At 48.9% G+C, this 15983-nt stretch carries 26 protein-coding genes; 4 read left to right on the top strand and 22 right to left on the bottom strand.

Annotation, left to right across the window (positions count from 1 at the left end):
• Window positions 1–150: 150 nt before the first annotated feature.
• The 3 genes from PHE17_RS19585 to PHE17_RS19575 form a co-directional block, all read right to left on the bottom strand.
• Window positions 151–1158 carry a hypothetical protein gene (locus PHE17_RS19585; RefSeq protein ID WP_301017608.1) on the bottom strand — a complete coding sequence of 336 codons (1008 nt, stop codon included), beginning with the start codon at window positions 1156–1158 and terminating at the stop codon, window positions 151–153.
• 79 nt (window positions 1159–1237) lie between these two features.
• Entirely contained in the window at window positions 1238–1450 is a 213-nt protein-coding gene (locus PHE17_RS19580; RefSeq protein WP_301017607.1) for a hypothetical protein, read from the bottom strand.
• A gap of 65 nt (window positions 1451–1515) precedes the next feature.
• Window positions 1516–1800 (bottom strand): hypothetical protein, encoded by a 285-nt coding sequence (locus PHE17_RS19575; protein WP_301017606.1) that lies wholly within the window; start codon window positions 1798–1800, stop codon window positions 1516–1518.
• A gap of 183 nt (window positions 1801–1983) precedes the next feature.
• On the opposite strand from PHE17_RS19575, the gene PHE17_RS19570 reads away from it, so the two are divergent.
• The 4 genes from PHE17_RS19570 (at window position 1984) to PHE17_RS19555 (ending at window position 3188) form a co-directional block, all read left to right on the top strand.
• Window positions 1984–2265, top strand: coding sequence for a hypothetical protein (locus PHE17_RS19570; RefSeq protein ID WP_301017605.1), 282 nt, complete (start codon window positions 1984–1986; stop codon window positions 2263–2265).
• A gap of 56 nt (window positions 2266–2321) precedes the next feature.
• Window positions 2322–2618, top strand: coding sequence for a hypothetical protein (locus PHE17_RS19565; protein WP_301017604.1), 297 nt, complete (start codon window positions 2322–2324; stop codon window positions 2616–2618).
• Between the two features lie 7 nt (window positions 2619–2625).
• Window positions 2626–2802, top strand: coding sequence for a hypothetical protein (locus PHE17_RS19560; RefSeq protein WP_301017603.1), 177 nt, complete (start codon window positions 2626–2628; stop codon window positions 2800–2802).
• Between the two features lie 83 nt (window positions 2803–2885).
• Window positions 2886–3188: a hypothetical protein gene (locus PHE17_RS19555; RefSeq protein ID WP_301017602.1), complete on the top strand. Its 303-nt coding sequence runs from the start codon at window positions 2886–2888 to the stop codon at window positions 3186–3188.
• A gap of 254 nt (window positions 3189–3442) precedes the next feature.
• Here the strand turns inward: PHE17_RS19555 and PHE17_RS19550 are convergent, their stop codons facing one another.
• The 19 genes from PHE17_RS19550 to PHE17_RS19460 all read right to left on the bottom strand — a co-directional run.
• Window positions 3443–5260, bottom strand: coding sequence for a phage minor head protein (locus PHE17_RS19550; RefSeq protein ID WP_301017601.1), 1818 nt, complete (start codon window positions 5258–5260; stop codon window positions 3443–3445).
• Window positions 5257–5427, bottom strand: a complete 171-nt coding sequence (locus tag PHE17_RS19545) for a hypothetical protein (protein ID WP_301017600.1) — start codon at window positions 5425–5427, stop codon at window positions 5257–5259. Before PHE17_RS19545 ends, PHE17_RS19550 begins: the two co-directional genes overlap by 4 nt.
• The gene (locus PHE17_RS19540; protein ID WP_301017599.1) at window positions 5420–7000 is read right to left on the bottom strand and encodes a DUF935 family protein; all 1581 of its coding nucleotides are present in this window, start codon (window positions 6998–7000) and stop codon (window positions 5420–5422) included. The genes PHE17_RS19545 and PHE17_RS19540 overlap by 8 nt, the downstream gene beginning before the upstream one ends.
• Before the next feature lie 43 nt (window positions 7001–7043).
• Window positions 7044–8423 (bottom strand): phage terminase large subunit, encoded by a 1380-nt coding sequence (gene terL / locus PHE17_RS19535; protein ID WP_301017598.1) that lies wholly within the window; start codon window positions 8421–8423, stop codon window positions 7044–7046.
• A gap of 4 nt (window positions 8424–8427) precedes the next feature.
• The gene (locus tag PHE17_RS19530) at window positions 8428–8661 is read right to left on the bottom strand and encodes a hypothetical protein (RefSeq protein WP_301017597.1); all 234 of its coding nucleotides are present in this window, start codon (window positions 8659–8661) and stop codon (window positions 8428–8430) included.
• A gap of 10 nt (window positions 8662–8671) precedes the next feature.
• A complete protein-coding gene (locus tag PHE17_RS19525) occupies window positions 8672–8941 on the bottom strand; it encodes a hypothetical protein (RefSeq protein WP_301017596.1) in 270 nt (89 codons plus the stop codon).
• A 46-nt stretch (window positions 8942–8987) separates the two neighbouring features.
• Complete coding sequence (locus PHE17_RS19520; RefSeq protein ID WP_301017595.1) at window positions 8988–9230, bottom strand: hypothetical protein; 243 nt, start codon at window positions 9228–9230, stop codon at window positions 8988–8990.
• Window positions 9220–9909 carry a M15 family metallopeptidase gene (locus PHE17_RS19515; RefSeq protein WP_301017594.1) on the bottom strand — a complete coding sequence of 230 codons (690 nt, stop codon included), beginning with the start codon at window positions 9907–9909 and terminating at the stop codon, window positions 9220–9222. The genes PHE17_RS19520 and PHE17_RS19515 overlap by 11 nt, the downstream gene beginning before the upstream one ends.
• A 131-nt stretch (window positions 9910–10040) precedes the next feature.
• Window positions 10041–10247 (bottom strand): hypothetical protein, encoded by a 207-nt coding sequence (locus tag PHE17_RS19510; RefSeq protein ID WP_301017593.1) that lies wholly within the window; start codon window positions 10245–10247, stop codon window positions 10041–10043.
• Window positions 10237–10641 carry a hypothetical protein gene (locus PHE17_RS19505; RefSeq protein WP_301017592.1) on the bottom strand — a complete coding sequence of 135 codons (405 nt, stop codon included), beginning with the start codon at window positions 10639–10641 and terminating at the stop codon, window positions 10237–10239. The genes PHE17_RS19510 and PHE17_RS19505 overlap by 11 nt, the downstream gene beginning before the upstream one ends.
• 139 nt (window positions 10642–10780) lie before the next feature.
• On the bottom strand, window positions 10781–11617 hold the full coding sequence (locus PHE17_RS19500; protein ID WP_301017591.1) for a hypothetical protein: 837 nt from the start codon (window positions 11615–11617) through the stop codon (window positions 10781–10783).
• A 2-nt stretch (window positions 11618–11619) separates the two neighbouring features.
• Window positions 11620–12600 carry a hypothetical protein gene (locus PHE17_RS19495; protein ID WP_301017590.1) on the bottom strand — a complete coding sequence of 327 codons (981 nt, stop codon included), beginning with the start codon at window positions 12598–12600 and terminating at the stop codon, window positions 11620–11622.
• Between the two features lie 263 nt (window positions 12601–12863).
• The gene (locus PHE17_RS19490) at window positions 12864–13157 is read right to left on the bottom strand and encodes a hypothetical protein (RefSeq protein ID WP_301017589.1); all 294 of its coding nucleotides are present in this window, start codon (window positions 13155–13157) and stop codon (window positions 12864–12866) included.
• Window positions 13158–13166: 9 nt separating this feature from the next.
• Window positions 13167–13886: a YqaJ viral recombinase family protein gene (locus PHE17_RS19485; RefSeq protein WP_301017588.1), complete on the bottom strand. Its 720-nt coding sequence runs from the start codon at window positions 13884–13886 to the stop codon at window positions 13167–13169.
• Between the two features lie 134 nt (window positions 13887–14020).
• Window positions 14021–14452 (bottom strand): hypothetical protein, encoded by a 432-nt coding sequence (locus PHE17_RS19480; protein ID WP_301017587.1) that lies wholly within the window; start codon window positions 14450–14452, stop codon window positions 14021–14023.
• A gap of 72 nt (window positions 14453–14524) precedes the next feature.
• Window positions 14525–14749, bottom strand: a complete 225-nt coding sequence (locus tag PHE17_RS19475) for a hypothetical protein (protein ID WP_301017586.1) — start codon at window positions 14747–14749, stop codon at window positions 14525–14527.
• Window positions 14750–14830: 81 nt separating this feature from the next.
• The gene (locus PHE17_RS19470; RefSeq protein WP_301017585.1) at window positions 14831–15196 is read right to left on the bottom strand and encodes a hypothetical protein; all 366 of its coding nucleotides are present in this window, start codon (window positions 15194–15196) and stop codon (window positions 14831–14833) included.
• Complete coding sequence (locus PHE17_RS19465) at window positions 15193–15468, bottom strand: hypothetical protein (protein ID WP_301017584.1); 276 nt, start codon at window positions 15466–15468, stop codon at window positions 15193–15195. The genes PHE17_RS19470 and PHE17_RS19465 overlap by 4 nt, the downstream gene beginning before the upstream one ends.
• A partial coding sequence (locus PHE17_RS19460) for a pentapeptide repeat-containing protein (RefSeq protein ID WP_301017583.1) occupies window positions 15465–15983 on the bottom strand: 519 nt, incomplete at its 5' end. The genes PHE17_RS19465 and PHE17_RS19460, both read right to left, overlap by 4 nt.

Genomic DNA, 15983 nt, shown 5'->3' with positions numbered 1-15983 from the left:
CATTCGATGCAGTAAATCATAACCCCGATTTTTGGTGAAGTAAAGCATACGTGGAATGCAGCAGAGCGCCCTAGAATAGCTCCGCGCTGGTAGCCGCTACGTTGGCTTATCAACGATCCAGAAAACGCCGCCTTGGTCATCGTGGTTCGTTTACGCTGCACCGCTATCAATCCTTCGTAGTGCTTCCTGCAATGCACCAAGGTTCCCGGCGCTACGGTCGGTCTGCCGCGCTGATGTTGCGGTGATTGTCCGCCCGGTTTCCATTTCCATGTACAATTTCTCAACGTCCGCCAGCATCACCGCGATGTCATGACCGCGCTTTAGGTAGTACTCGCCGTTGTGCGTTGGGTAAAATCCAGCGATGTCAGCCGCCAACTGTTCATCACCATTCACCAATCCAACCAGTCTGCCGACTGCCGATACCGCCCGCTTTGTTGCCAGCGGCTCTTTCCCGTAGCGTGCGGCGTAGGCTTGGGCGTAGGCTTTCCAGACAGGATTGCTTGCGTGCTTTCCGCCTTCCGTTCCGCGATGTTTTGCAAAACTGATAACCTCACCATCCAAAACCGGGGCAGTCTGCGTAGCAGGCTGTTTTTCTGGTTGCGCCTGCGCCTGCTGTTGTGGCTCTTGTTGCTGGTTTTCGGCGGGCGCTCCCCAAATCTCTGCCGTAGTCTCTGTGTAATCTCTGGAAGAAGTCTCTGTATATACATGAGGACAATTTGGCCTTATGGTGAGGCCATTTTGTCCTGTTGGTGAGGCCATTTTGTCCTCATGGTCTGGACAACTTGACCGAATGTTATTAATCAATGACTTAGCATCTTGATTGTTAAGTTTTTCATAATTTATGCTGTAGTAATTTGTGCGGTCTGCTTTGTTTTTTGAATAGTGACCAATCAGCAGGAACCCCTGATCTGTCGCTGACTTGATAGCTCTTCTGATTGTCCTTTCACCCCAGAACGGGAATTGCTCACTCCATTCGGCTATCGTATTCCACACCCACTTCCTCCCATCCATTACAATCCCTGCCTTTGGGTTCCCAATCCAGTAGTGAACCTGTTGCAATATCAGTGCCTCGTTTAGCCCAACGCGGACAGCAAGCGAAGGCAGTACAATAAGTGGGTTTTCGTTTATCAAAAGGTTTGAAGAATTTCTGTTCATCATGGTAATATTATCTCCTATACGTTATTCAAATTAGCCCGAACGGTTCCAGCCGTATCGGGCGTTTTTTTTGCCTGAAACCCTACACCGCTTCAGTCGCAAGCCTCTCTATGCTGATCTTCTTCCCGGTTGCAATCCAAACATCAACAACGCATTCACGCGGGAGGCCGTAGCAAGTCCACCGCTTGGTTGTTGCCCCGGACACATTTAGCCGCTTCGATGCCTCAACGATGGAGCCGCGACCGTTTATGCCGGAAATTATTTCAAGTGCTTTTCTTACTTCTGGAAATTTCATGTGATAGTACCTCTTGTGTTGTCTTGTGCTGGTAGTGTATGACAATACTCTATTCTATGTAAAACCTATTTATCCATTAAGGCCAGTGCAGCGCCTTTTGCCTCTTGCTGGCTTGATGAAAACCACGCCTGATCTATCCAGCCACCATCCTTAGAGAACGGCGGATTGATGGTGTAGCCATACGGAGACTGACCGCAATAATCTGGAAGGTGATAATGGTTTGTACGCCTATGGCTTGCCGCCACAGTGGTAATTCTGTGCTTTGTCACAACCATCTTGCGCTTGCTGGTGGAGTACCAAGTAAAAACGACATCACCCGGCTTGAACATCTGTTTTTCTGTCTCGCACATTTCGATAACCTATTGATTAAAATGCAATTATAGCATTGTGCGCATTTCTTGATAATACCTTTTGTCTGGTTGTGTAAAACAAAGATTTACACGTTATCGGCTTTCGTGAATAATACACCACATCAGGACGACAAACACGGCACGAAGCCAAAACAACTAACGTTCACAAAGAGGTATCAAGCCATGAAATTTACAGCAACTTTCTTATTCGCTCTTTTCGGCCTTGCAGTATTGGCAAGCACTGGTTCAGCACATGCCGGAGAATGCAAGGCAGACGGTAACAGCATTAAAACAGCGCTTGCGGCAAAGCACCGTGTTCCTACTTCAAAAATCGTAATAGTTGAAATTAGTAATACAACTCCATCAAAACCCGGTTATGTTGAAACTGATGTTTCATATGAAGCTCCTAATAGCATGGCTACTTACAAAAGCCGTGTTACCGTAAAAGGCCAGTGCAACCAATAACCAACAACAAAACAGCCACGGTTTAAAACACCGTGGTTACAAAGAGGTATCAAGCCATGAATAAACTAGCTCATTACGCACTTGCCATTGCTGCTGCAATCGCAATCTTCGCCGTAGCTTTTGGCTCTTCGACAGCACATGCAGAAAGCAGCGCCGAAAAGATCAAAGAACGCGCTCTTGCAATTGCAGCAGAATTCTACGGCGGCAAGAACATCAAGGAAGTTTCATGCAGCGCATCACGCCTTGAGGGTAGCGAAGATAAAACAACTTGCAAGGTAACAATGAATGACGGAGATAAGGCTTTCATTACCTGTGAATTCGTTGTTGGTCGTCCTGTCTGCTACCCGATCTGAGGCAACAATGAACGCAATAGCTCTTGCATACGCGCTTACGCTGTACCCTGCTGCAAATTACAAGCATGAGGTGCACTGCGAACCTGATAATACTTGTCAGGATTTTGTTACAGACAAGAAAACAGATATTTTTGAAATGCTTTTGAAATTGAAAGTAGAAAACGGAAAAGCAACAAAGATTTGAGTTAATCCTAACCGCACATTTTAGGAAGTGTGCGGAACGGGAATAACCCACTAACTAAATCACTAATCAAAGAGGTATCTAAAATGGAAAATCAAGCAAATAAAATTGAAAAATCAGCAAATCGCAAGGCTGGTTACACTATTATTATCGTCGCTCTGCTGGTTGCTTACTTTGCCGTAGCATCAAAGGCACATGCAGAAGATATTACCGGGAAATGTGGCGTTTATGAACTCGACCTTCGTCAAGAGCTTGTAAAGCGCGGTTACGATAAAAACGCCGATTTTACCTGTGCCGTCGATTCGCGCCGCCAAGGTGAGTACGTGTTTACCTTGGGCGTGAATGGCATTAAAGAGGTTGTTCACTGCAACCCTACGGAGTGCAAATAATGCATGGGGTAATCCTTTATGCGCTGGTTATTGGTTCAAGCCCTGCGCTCAAGCCAGTCGAAGTGTGCCTGTATAGTGAATCCGGCAATGTCCAGTGCAAAACCGAACATAGTGGGGCATTCAGTGCCGAACCGGGCAACTACAGGATTGTTATTAACGGAGTGACAAGGAACGTTACCGTTTATTCGGGAAAGAAAACAAGCGTCATTGTTGGAGGGTGACGAAAGAAAGCCGGGGAAATCCCGGCTTTTTTGTTACTGTCCGAACATAGCACGAACAGCAGCAAGCCCGGCAAGCAGTCCATCGAAAAATTTGAGCAACTTCTGGTGATAGGTTTCGGCCTTGCGCTGGATTGCTTGCTCTTCGCCCTTGGTTCTGTCCGCACATGGCGAATAAGTCCACCCTGCATCAGCCCCGTTTTCAGGGTTTTCTGTCACTCCTCCACGCGCTTTTGCCTGCTTTTCTGTAAGGCTAATTACACTACACCTGCAATTATGTGTTATAATTCCGTTTACGCACAGAATGCCGTTTTTACTTTGGAAATCATAAACATGCCCACTATAAGAGAAGTCAATAACTCCGATAGCATAATCAATAAATACGTTTCCGGCTACCCCGTCGGAAAACTGCTTAGCGAGAATGGAATCAGTGATTGTTTGTTCAGGCGACTCCTTAGGGATGCTGGCGTTTCCACTAGAAACAGAATCCTCCCTAAAAAAGCAGCAAACTCTAGCGATGATATTTCCATAGCTGATGCCTATATTTCTGGCGAAAGCGAGAACTCTATAGCCAAAAGAACAGGAAAGAGCAGAAGTACCATAGCCAGAATAATAAGAGCGAATGGAGTTAAAAGAAGGACTCAAAGCGAGTCTGAAACCATTAAGTGGTATGAAATTAAGAAGAGAGAAGGCGGCGTTGAACGGCAGTGTTCGGCTGCATGGAAGGCGGCAGATGCGCGGGACTCTGAAAGGGAGTCTGTTATTATCGGCATGTACGCAAATCCATCCAACGGAGGAAGCACAAGCATTGCCAACAAATGTGGATGTAGCACTGGCGAGGTTAAGCGGATACTTTCCAAAAACGGATTGCAACTTCCGATAAATAGCGCGGACGTTAAGAAAAGAAAGGCTAATACTGTTATGAATTATTCTGGAACGAATAATGCTCATAGTATTAGTAAGCACGAATACCAGTTGCTTAATGCCATGACTATTGCAGGGCTTAAACCCATCCATCAGTACGCTATTGAATCCAGCAACGTAGATTTCGCCTTTCCTGAGATTCGCGTCGCCGTGGAACTCGAAAGAAGACCTATCGCAAGTTCCAAAAGCATAACGACTGAGAGACTTGAAAACATCCTCAACAAAGGATGGAGGGTTATCATTATTTACGACGGGGAGCGTGCAGGAATCAACTATCCCGCTGTAACTGAGAAGCTTGTCGCCTGCCTTGACCTCCTTCGCCGCAATCCATCCGCGCCCGGTCAATACGGGGTGATTCGCCGTGACGGTAAGCGTTCTTCCGCTAGAAGCAAAAATCTTTACGGCTTTTCCAGAATAGAAGGATTTTAGACCTATCTCAAATTCTCCCTGTATTTTATTTCCGGGGAGAATGCAATTGTGCCCGTTAGGTGGCATATTCTCGCGCCAGAACGCATCACCAACCGGACGAATAACCCCGTCAAGACGCTGGTGTGCTGGTCGTGTCCTGCTGTCTCCAACAGCCGAATACATCAGGTAAGGCCGGGTATCCTTGCGGTCTTCAAAGTTTTTGCACTTTCCGTGGGCGTATGCCGTTTGCGCGTGGTTCCTGAATACCAGTTCTTTGCGGTGTTCAGGGAAAGTTGCCATTTCGCCAGTTTCGGAAATCTGCTTTTTCCAGTCCTTGAACGAGCCACCGGCCTTGATATTGGCATCAAGACTATCAAGCACGGCCTGTACAGCATCAAGCTGGTGCACGCCAGACACCGTAAAGGCCAAGTCACGCGCCGCCGTTGCTCGCGTGTCATAGTAGTCTTCCGGCAGCTTTACTTTGCGCCGTGGAAGGCTATCCAGCAAATCAGCAACGCTCATTGGAATAACCCCGGAAGTAACCCTGATACCTTAATTGCAGAGATAGCACCGAACACCGTACCAAACCACCACGAAAAGCGATTCATGAACAGGAACAGGAACCCGAAGGCAACCGCCGTTTTGTTTGTTACTGGCACTACCTGCGTCTCCTGTTGCTGGTTATTCATCGCTTGCGCCCTCTTCTGCAACTTCGTACCCGTGAATATCAGCCGCAAACATCAGCGCCCCGAGTGCATCAACATAGCGCGTTTCAGGGTGTGTTGTTTCGTACCAACCAGCTAGTTTTTCCGCTAGATCGTCAGGGTTCTTTGCCGACAGAACAACGGCTTTCAGTGCTTCGTAATCAACTGGTGATCCAGCAGCCTTTATTGCTTCGTCCGCTAGTCGGTCAAGCTCTTGCTGTCCTTGGACAATTTTTTCTTGTTGTCCGGCTGACAGCTTAAAGCCTTGAGTTGCTGCCAGCGTCCGGCCTTTATCAGCCTGTAGCATTGCCGACGCCGCGCCGCTGGTGTTTTCTGTGACTTGCTCAATGTCTTCTGCCTCAAGGTCGTAAGCCCGTATGTAGTAATCCTTGGTGAACCTAACCCCGGTGTCGTATAGCAACTTATCGCGGTCTGCCCTGTCTTTGCTGAGTGATGCGCCAGTTTCAATACTAATCGTTGGCGGCTCTTTGCCGGGGTAGTTGATCTCCACCAGTGCATTGACAAGTGATTGCAGCGCTGGAAGGATAAGCGACACGTCAGATGCAACGATTTCGTTTCTCACATCGTTGTGCACGGTTCCAAGCGCCTGACTTCCTACGCCTTGGGTTCCGCTGGTGAGCGTCTGCCCAAGGATTCGCCGCTGTATGCGCTCGTTTATTTTGTCCTGTGCTGAGTTGAAAGCCTCACCATTTCCAGTGCTGCCTATAGCGGTAACGTCCTCGTCATTTCCAATAACAGCAACGCCTGAATTAACAGCTCCGGCAAGCATGTCCGCCATTGCATCAATAGAACTTCTCCCGTCGCTGGTTGTTCCAAGTGCGGCCTTCCCGAGCAATAGCGGGGAGCCAAAGCGCTCAAGGAACCGCGCCCAAAACTCCCATGTGTTTGTCCGCAGCAGGGCAACCCAGTAAAGACTGGAAAGCAGCGCAGTGCCAGCGGGTTTTTTTGCCGTGCGCCGGTGGAGTACAGGGAAAAATTTTAGGCGTAGTGTGTCGTTTTGGTTGATACCGACTTCCTGCCCGTTGATGTACACGTAAACAGCACCTGAGCTATCAACCGAAAAAGAGCGGGTAACGTTCGGTGTGTAGTGGCTGATGTGCCATTGCTTTCCGACTTGCTTGTATGTGATCTGAGGGCATGACAGGCCATACAAAACCGATCGAAGGAACTCACCTGCAAGCGCCGCATAATGTGGCTTTAGTTGGCTCCATACGAATATTGAAATTTCCGATTCTGGGTCTGAAATGCTCCATGGTCGCTGCTCAACTGCCAGCGTGCGCTTTTCCCATGCGCTAGCTATTTCATCATCGTCAAGCAACTTTTCAAGGTCATCAACGGATAACCCGGCCTTTGCAAGAACCTCGTCAACATACTTGAAACGCTCAAACCACCTGATAATTCCGTCAACGCTGTAATCTTCCGCAAGGTTTCCACCTGCCGGACTTGCCCGATCTGGCTTCTGTTCAGACTTCCCGCCCAAGTTGAAAATTCTCCACTTATCAGGTAGCAGCTTGAATGGTCTTGGTATCAATTTCATGGGTGATTTTCTTTTATGTGGAGAATATGCTTTAGTTTACAGATTAATACCGACGATGCCCAGATGATGCATACGCCCGCCCAGAGTTGTCACGCATCCAGTTAAGCGCTTGGCTGGTGCTGTCAACTTGGTCATCATGTACAGCCATCGGGAAGGTTGTTAATTCGCTGGTGTAGTCTGAAATCCATTGTGCCGATTCTGGAAGCCGCACGCGCCCAGATTCCATAAGCCCGGTGCATCGCTCAAGGCGGTCTATCTTGTCGCCTTTTGGCTCAATTCCGATTACCGGGATATTTCCAAGGCTTCCTGCCCGCGCTTGCTGGATTATGCTTTGCCCTGTGCTCTTATCTTCGACAAGTACCGCGTTAGGCTTGTGCTTTGCAGCCTGATCTTTCACCGCCCGCTCTAATGCCGGGTACTCAAGCCAATCACGGTACACGTCAAGCAGGTAGTACCCGTCTGCGCACTCTGCCCACGTTGTGCATACTGACGGGTCGTTGCGCTCCTTTTTATCCTTCTGGGCAGAGTCCCACGACTGTACAACACGGATGACGCGCGGCGGAATCATCTTGTAACGGTCAGAAAACCACGCATCCTTGACCATGCCGCCGCCAATCGGAACCGGGCGCTGCATGTACTGTCCTGCAAAATCATAGGGTTTGCTGGCCTGCATCCTATGCAATTCTGAAATGCCAAGCTTTGCAGGCCATAGCGCGGAACCGTCAGGCTTTATCGCTGGCAAGCTCACATGCTCCCAGCGCTCGCCATTTCCTCCACCAAGTAGCCACCCGCTCAAATCCTCTTCATGCAGCCGTTGCATAATCAGGATTATCGGCGTCTCTTGGGAGTTAAGCCGCGTTTCTACTGTTCCTTGGAACCAATCTATTACCGCCTTCCTGCTAGCCTCGCTACGCTTTGCTTCAAGCGCCTTGTGCGGGTCATCAATCAGTAGCGCACCGCCAAAGCCGTCAGCGTTTACCTTCCCAGCACCAAACCCGGTAATAGTACCCTCCGCCCCGGTAGCGTAAAAAACACCTCCATTTGCTGTTTTCCACCAGTGCCTAGCCTTGCTGTCGTCCTGTAACTGCGAATCTGGGAAAACCTCCCTGTATGCTTCGTGCTGCATCACTGAGCGGATGTTGTACGAGTTGTTTGCCGCAAGCACAGAACTGTATGAGGCATGGATAAATTCAGCATCCGGGCTTATCCCAAGCGCCCAAGAAGCAAAGCTTACAACGGCGAGTTCGGTCTTTGAAAAGCGCGGTGGCAAGTTCAGTATCAGGCGTGGCGATATTCCAGCAAATGCCCGCATTAGCGCGTTACAAATTACCGTGTGATGTTCGTTCCAGCGGAATTCACGCCCCTTTGTCGCGTGAAAAATGTACTTTACATAGGCTTGGAAGTCGCCCTGCAAGTGTTCCATATCTTCATAATTCATCTGTTCCGCTTTTAGGCAATAACTCCAATTGCTCTAACCTGATTTTACGCGCTATTTCACCGTATTTGCTTTGGCGCTCGTCCTTTACTGTTGCCTCAACGGTTTGCCTTGGCCTTCCCTCTGCCCTGTCAAGGATTTCCCTCCCGGCAGATACACGGGCGCTTGCAGGGGCATTGTCATCAAGCACAATCCGATAAAACACATCAAGCACACCGTCAATCATGGCGCTTGTCTTATCCCTCGCCGTCGCCATCATTATTCCCTCTTTCCACGTACTGCCCAAGCTCAAGCAATTTTATGCGATGTCGGTGTTCTGCTCGCTCCATCTCATGCCGCTCATGGTCTCGCCTGTCCTTGCGCCGCTGGAAATACACCCCGGACACCCAAGACAGGACGCCAACAATCGCCAGAATAAACCCGGTGTTTTGCTCAAAATAGACAACGATAGACCCGAAACCAGAAAGGAACGCGCCCACGATGCTAAAACCGTTATTGTGCTGCATAAGCGCAAATCCCCTGTTTTTTATGTAGTTGTTGGGCATTGCCGTTTTATCGCGGATGGTTACGCTTGCGTGCAATGTAGTCACGGTGCGACACATGGCGCATGAAGACGATAGCTGCAATTGATGCAGAAACAACCAGCACAGAAGCGCAAACAGCAACAAGAACAAGCCAAGCAACATCATGACCACCGCTACATTCTTGTTGCTGGTTCCATGCGGCCTTTGACTGCAAAGATATTCCGAATAGGAACAGGGCAAGCCCAAGCGCTTTTAGTGTTTTACTTAGCATTACCCGCCCCCGTCTTTATCTGCCAGTGCAGGCCGTCGCGCTGCTTCCAGTCTCCGCCCCACTCAATTCCACCAACTCCTAGCTTGAATGCTATTTGCTGGATATGGGCGTTTATTGCTTCGTACCGTGATAAATCATCAACAACCTTTCCGTTTTCGATGATTGCCAAGTCTACGGCGTGCCCAAAACCATCAGGCTGTTCGAGATGCAAGCTGTTCAGCGTCCATGTTCGCCGTGGAACTGCGTTGTAAAGCTCAAGCTGGCGTTCTCTTGTGCGCTTCCCTTCGATCACCGTGAAGTCTTCCGGTGATGCGACAATTGCAGCGGTGATTACCCTCACAAGCGATGGATGAACGTCATCAAGGTTTGCCTTGCTTCGTTCTGACAAGAAGAATCCCTTGCTGAACTCAGCCGCTGGTTCTGCCTCTGGTGTATCAAACGGCGTTTCTGGCTCTGCCGGAACATCAACCTTCTTCACCGCGTCAGCCTTAACGATCTTGTCACGCGCTGACCAAACCAAAGATGCGCCCATCATGATAGCGCCAGCGATCTGGTCGACCATTGCAGGGTCAACGCCTCCAATGTAGCCACGGGCAACCAGCGCCGCGCCAATCCACCCAACGGCATGGCGAACAGCGCCGGATAGGATTTGTGTTTTCAGGCTGTCGATAGGGTTCATGGTCTTATCCTGTCCAAAAAGATTAAAGCAAGTATAGCAAAGGTTTACGCACAACAAAAAGCCGGGGAGTTCCCGGCCTGCTGTTTCACGGTATGCGTGCTTAATAGTTGTGCGCAATACTTTCTATAGGATTAACGAGACAGCCTGTATTCAGGGCGTGGCACAAAATCACCAAACCCGTGCATGTCAGGCTCTTCAATATCCATTGCGTAATCCTCTGCAAGCTCAAGTAGCCTTGCGTCGTAAGCGCCTGCCTGAACCCCGTGCGCGTTTCCGTAAACACGTTTACGCATCCAGCGATCAAACGATATGATTATCTGCTTTACATTATGCCGCATGTTTCACCTCTTCTTTTTTTGCAATCCCCTGAATATCCGAACGCCTCCAGACCTTCACAAGCCCGCCGTACATCCCTCTTCCTCCGGCACGCCGCGCCAGTGACGGGGCAGGAACAGCACCGCTTTTAATCATTCGGTACAGCTTTGGCATTGATGCGCCAAGTATTTTGCAGGCTTCAAGCGCCTGAACGTCACCCGCTGAAACCTTGGTGAACCAGTGCGGATTGCTGTCAGACCACGCCTTGAAAACATCAGCGCCCCACATGAAACCGCCGCTACAACTTTTCTCCGTGCTTTTCGGAAAATCACCGCGCAAAACCATCCTGAATACTGTTGCTGGCGTAACACCAATAAAACCAGCGATCTGAACTGCGTCAAAATTAACCTTGCTCATTTTTTATTTAACTCCTTGCATTGTTTCAATATCTCATTCCTTAGTTCGGCGGCTTTTATCTGTTTTAGCCGGGAACTTATCTTTTTTGAATCACGACAGCATAGCCCCAAGAAAAACCGCGCCGCGAATTGCAACCCATTCATGACTTTATGCCAACAGCAACAGCGTAGGCCGCTTGGTCATTAGCCCCGTCCTTTCGTTGTGCGATGTAAGTAAGCCGCGCCCGTTGCAGCGCCTCGACAACGCGAAGCGCCTTGATGTGCGCCTTGTTTGTGCCTTTTCCGTCGTACAGCCCCCGGCCTTTAAGCGGGCTTTGTATGCTTGCCCACTCTGCCGCCATCGCGTGACCAGCGCCGCGCAAGTTTTTGCCAGTGCGGATGTAGTGGGCAATCATCGGCTGCTTGCTTTGCGTCAGGTAATAAGCAAAGACGGCATCTTGCATTGCCTCGGTGTAGCGGTAGAACGGCTTGATATTCAGCGCACGCATAGCACGGGTAACGTCAATGTCCTGATACCTGCCAACGGCAAGAAACTTTTGCGGGTGACAGCGCGGAAGGCGTTGCTTTGCCGCGATCTGAGCAAATGTCATGTCGGTAAGCGCGATGTTTGCCGCGTTACTGCCACGACATTTATCACTGCCACGGTTATAGTCGTTGTACCCCCTACGCCGCGATTCTCCGATGTGCACCAACATAGCCAGCGTTTCACTTGATGCGCCATGCCGGACAGAATCAGGCACAGGGCTGTCATAGGCTGATGGAGGAATTAGGCTGTACTCAAGCTCACCAGCGCCGAACACCGTGCTAAGCAAGCGTTCAGCGCTTTGTATTCCGCGCTCAAAGTACTCAGCATCGTCTTTCTGAACAGCAACCGCAGAATTCTGAACAGCACGCGCAAAACCGTCAGCAATCGGCAATCCTTGGTACTGGGCAACTCCGACGCTGCCGAACGCTGCCATTGTCCATATACGCCACATGGTTAACGACCTGCCACGACTGTTGCTCTGTCGTACATATGAACTTCTGCGCTTTCTGCTCCAGAACAAAACCATGACGCTTCCTTTGCGTGATCTCTGCAAAACTTCGCCTCACCAAGACGCTTATATTCTGACTCTAGGCTGCGGCCTTCCGTGCTTGTTGGCTTGTACCCGTAGGTTCCCTTGTCGCTTTTGTTTTGCTTGATGCGCTCAGCAAGCGTTCCTGCTCCTTTGTCGATATACGCCGTTTCCCAAACTGGCTTTGCTGCCGTATCTGGCGCGATCTTTGCCCAGCCATCCCATGCTAGCGGTTCTTGCTTGTCGCTAGCCTTTGCTGCCTGCTGCTGGGCTTGCTTGCTGCCTGCATGGCTTCCTTTATTTGCGCCATGCGTGGAAACCTTCGCTTGTTCTGGCGCTGGCTTTTCTCCGCGCTTTAGAACTTGCGCTGGTGCTTCTTCTCGTACTTGTGCTGCTCGTGCTGATGCTGGCTTTGAATCACTACTTGAAGTCGCTGCAATTGTCGTCGAAACTACCGATGACATTGGCAAAACAGATGCAGACCGGCCTTGTGCAACATCACGCGCCGCATTGCGCTGTTCACTGGTAAGCAGTTCTTCTCGGTAGTCTGTCTTTGGCGAGTCAACTGTTCCGCCTTTTCCGATCTGCTTTGTGTCAGCAACAGCTTCAGCCTTTCCGCCAAAACCTAGCGGGTTCCAGCCTGATTCAACGGCATCCCAAGTGTGGAGTATGGCAACCGTTGTTACAGCCGTTGCAATGCCAATGGCAAAAACGGTTCCTGTTCTTTTCGCAAGGTTAGCAACCTTGCTTTTTGGAGGATTTTCAACTTCAATCATTGATTCATCAATCATAGCTTTGGCAACCTTTTCAACTCTTGCCCGTTCAGCAGCTACAGCCTTAATCACCTCACGTTCTACAATATCTGCAAATACTTTTGCACGTCCTTCTAGTTTTACATCTTGCATGGTTTGATACCTCTTTGGTTAATACGCACATTCCGCTAAGACTTCGTGCCGCGCTGCTTCTTGTTCCTATCAACATTCCCAGTCTTCCGTTGTCACGACTGGTCACAATCTTCCTGATTGCTGCGTGCGCGTGGCGTTGTGCATGTGGAGATATTACCGAAAAACATGAATGGTGTAAATCTTAGTTTTACATATAAGACGAACGGACATGAAAAAGCCCGGTGTAGTTCCGGGCTTGTTGTTGTTTCAAGCGCTTAAGTCGTCTAGCCAGAGGCGTACAACTCGTTTGCTTTTTCAAGTATTTCTGGAAATCGCAAGAAAAGCTGTTCTGGAGTATCAAACCAAACTAAAGGAAGCGCAGGGATTTTTATTTCCTGATCTTCATCCGTGAATTCGTCTGATTCTGAGATTTCCATTATGTAAAACTTTGAGCCGCTAGCGTCGCTCCAGCGATTAAGGCCAAGTTCGTCATTTCGATAAATGTAAGTGCTACCTCCATGACTTTTCGGCCTGCTCATGTGGCAGTACATATACATTGGAATTCTAGGGATTTTCATTTTTTGCACCTATTTTAATTTGTTGGTTTTCAACGAATTTAAAACACCATCCCGCATTTCAATAGCAAGCTGAACTTTCTTTTCAAGCCTTGCAATGTCATGTTCAACACGCGGAATTACTAAACGTTTCATTTTGTGCTCATCGTCCTTGAACGTTGGATTGTAAGAAATGAACTCCCACTCCTCGCGCCCTGTTACAAGCAAGCATCCTTGCACTTGCCAGTAGTAATCAGCGCACAACTCCTTAAAGTCATCAAGGACGCGCATCAGCAAGTACTTAATGTGCGTATTGTACTGCGGGCATTTAACCTCAAGGCCAGAGTGCATCCCTATTAGTCCATCAGGCGTTACACCGTAGTTACCGCACGCAGATAGGATTAACTCTTGGCTATCACCTGTCATGTACGGATTAATCCCGGTGCGATCAGCAAAGAACTGAATGGCTTCTGCTTCGTATTCCTTTCCCCACATCATTGCAGGCGAAACATAACCATCAAGGTCAATGCTAGCCAGCATTTCAGCAGCTTTTTCCAGTACGTAGGATTCAGCTCCAACAGAAAGCCTAGACTTTGCCTCTTCCGCCTTCCATGACTTAATCCAGTCGTTTGCCGCTGCCTTTGTTGCTGATAGACTTGCCTCTTGCTGCTTTCCGTCAATATCAACAACGTAAGAGCCGCGAGCGCCGGACACGGTAATTTTTTCCTTAAAATTAACACGACCATCTGACATCAGGCGGTGAAACTCCGACCCGGTGAACTTACCGAGCCGCTGCTTAAGCCATTCATGTTCCCTCGTTTGGATTTCCTCACTTTCCAGCGCCTCCCCCAGAAGAGGAAGGCTTGACAAGGATGTTAGAGGAACCATTATGCAGCGGCTTGGATAATCAGCGTGCGAACATCCCAAGCGTCAGATTTGAACGCATTGGTTTTGTTTTTCTTCTTACCTGCATACTTGATCTGTAGCGGGGTTTCGCCGTACTTGATGCGACCTGAAGTAACGCCGTCGCTAATCATAGCAACAAGGCGCTTGGAGCCGTTTGAATACTGCTTAAAACCTTCCTTGGTTTGTTCTGCAAAAACGACACACGGCAATTCGATCATATCAACTTCACCAGTTGATTTTGTGTCATCGCTCTGGCGTTCATGGCGTTGTACTTCGATTCCAAGCACGAAGCCGCGCTTAGATTCACCAACGTTTTCTGGTGTCCAGTATTCAGACCCGACTGAAACAACATCCTCTTTGGCCTCATCAAGATTCGGGATGCTTTTCAAATTTACTGTAGCAAGTGCTTGCATTTTATATACTCCGTCGTGGTTAAAAACTTTCTCACAGTGCAGCAGTTTATAACTGCACTGGAAGATGGTTTTTTACATTTTGCTTATGAATAACTTTCTATCGCAAGACGTGTAGTCATGGCGCTGCGCATTGAACTTTGCTAGTTCAATGGCCTTTTGCTCAGTCCGTGCAATTGCAGCCTTTCTTTCTGGCGACATGTGCAGCTTCATGCTTTCATTTTTTGCGTTGCGCTTTGCGTCTGATTCCTGCATTTCTTTCATCGCTGCTGCGATCTTCGCTTTAACTTCTGGTGACATGGTTGATACCTCTTTTGCCTTCGTTGTTGTTGTCCGATTTGTGTATTATTCCAGATTCACTAATATTTGTAAATCTTTGTTTTACATTTCTGACAAACGGGCAAGCGCATGACCAAGAAGCTCTACCATCTCTCCGGCGGATTGCTTCTTCTTTTCCTCAGTTCCATTGAGCCGCCACTTATTCCAAGGGCTATCTCTATCAGTCTGGCACATTGCATTATCTGTACCCCATAATCCATGTGCTGGACAAAAATCACATGTGCTATTACGGCTATTCACATACTCACACAACGGACAATCAGCATCGTCTCCATCAAGTCCCAGCGCTATATACGCATGAATCTTTTCAGAAATCCTGAATCTATCCTTGCCGATTTTTATTTTAGGATTTTCGTAAAGCCAACTCCAAATAAGAATTGACTTTTTAATTGATTCTTCTTTAGTCATGTATTCCGCTCCGGTGTTAATAATTCTCGCATAGCTGCTTCTACCTCAGCAGTGCGACCTGTTTCAATATTAACAATCTGCAAACTGTATCCTGTGGCCTCAAGTAACTGAACAAGCGTTGAGACGTTCGCGTTACCAATGTTCAAAAGCCTGTAAATAGTATTTTGGTGAACTCCCGCCTTGTTTCCGATCTCGGCTACTTGCTGGCACTTACCTTTTCCTTCGCTTTTTACTGCGTTGAACCAGTAGTTGATTAGAGTTGATGCTTTCACGGCTGATACCACCCGTTATCAGTAGCTACTTGCACAAGAATTCCTTTCCATTTTCTCCAGAATTTGAGAGCACGACTTGAATCCATTTCAAGTATTTTTTCATCATCGAATGAAAACCACTCTTTTATCTCGTGGAATTGGAATCCAATTTTTATATGCGTACTTGTCATGAAAATCATGTAATTACTTGTAGCAGTTGATGCTGAAACACTAAACACGTCTGCCCGGCTCAGGTCTGCCCCGCTCAGGTTTGCCCCGCTCAGGTCTGCCCAGCTCAGGTTTGCCCCGCTCAGGTCTGCCCCGCTCAGGTCTGCCCCGCTCAGGTCTGCCCCGCTCAGGTCTGCCCAGCTCAGGTTTGCCCCGCTCAGGTTTGCCCGGCTCAGGTCTGCCCCGCTCAGGTTTGCCCGGCTCAGGTTTGCCCCGCTCAGGTCTGCCCCGCTCAGGTCTGCCCCGCTCAGGTCTGCCCCGCTCAGGTCTGCCCCGCTCAGGTCTGCCCCGCTCAGGTCTGCCCCGCT

Source organism: Thiothrix sp., assembly GCF_028714775.1.
Lineage (GTDB): Bacteria > Pseudomonadota > Gammaproteobacteria > Thiotrichales > Thiotrichaceae > Thiothrix.
This window is presented reverse-complemented; position numbering and strand designations above follow the sequence as displayed.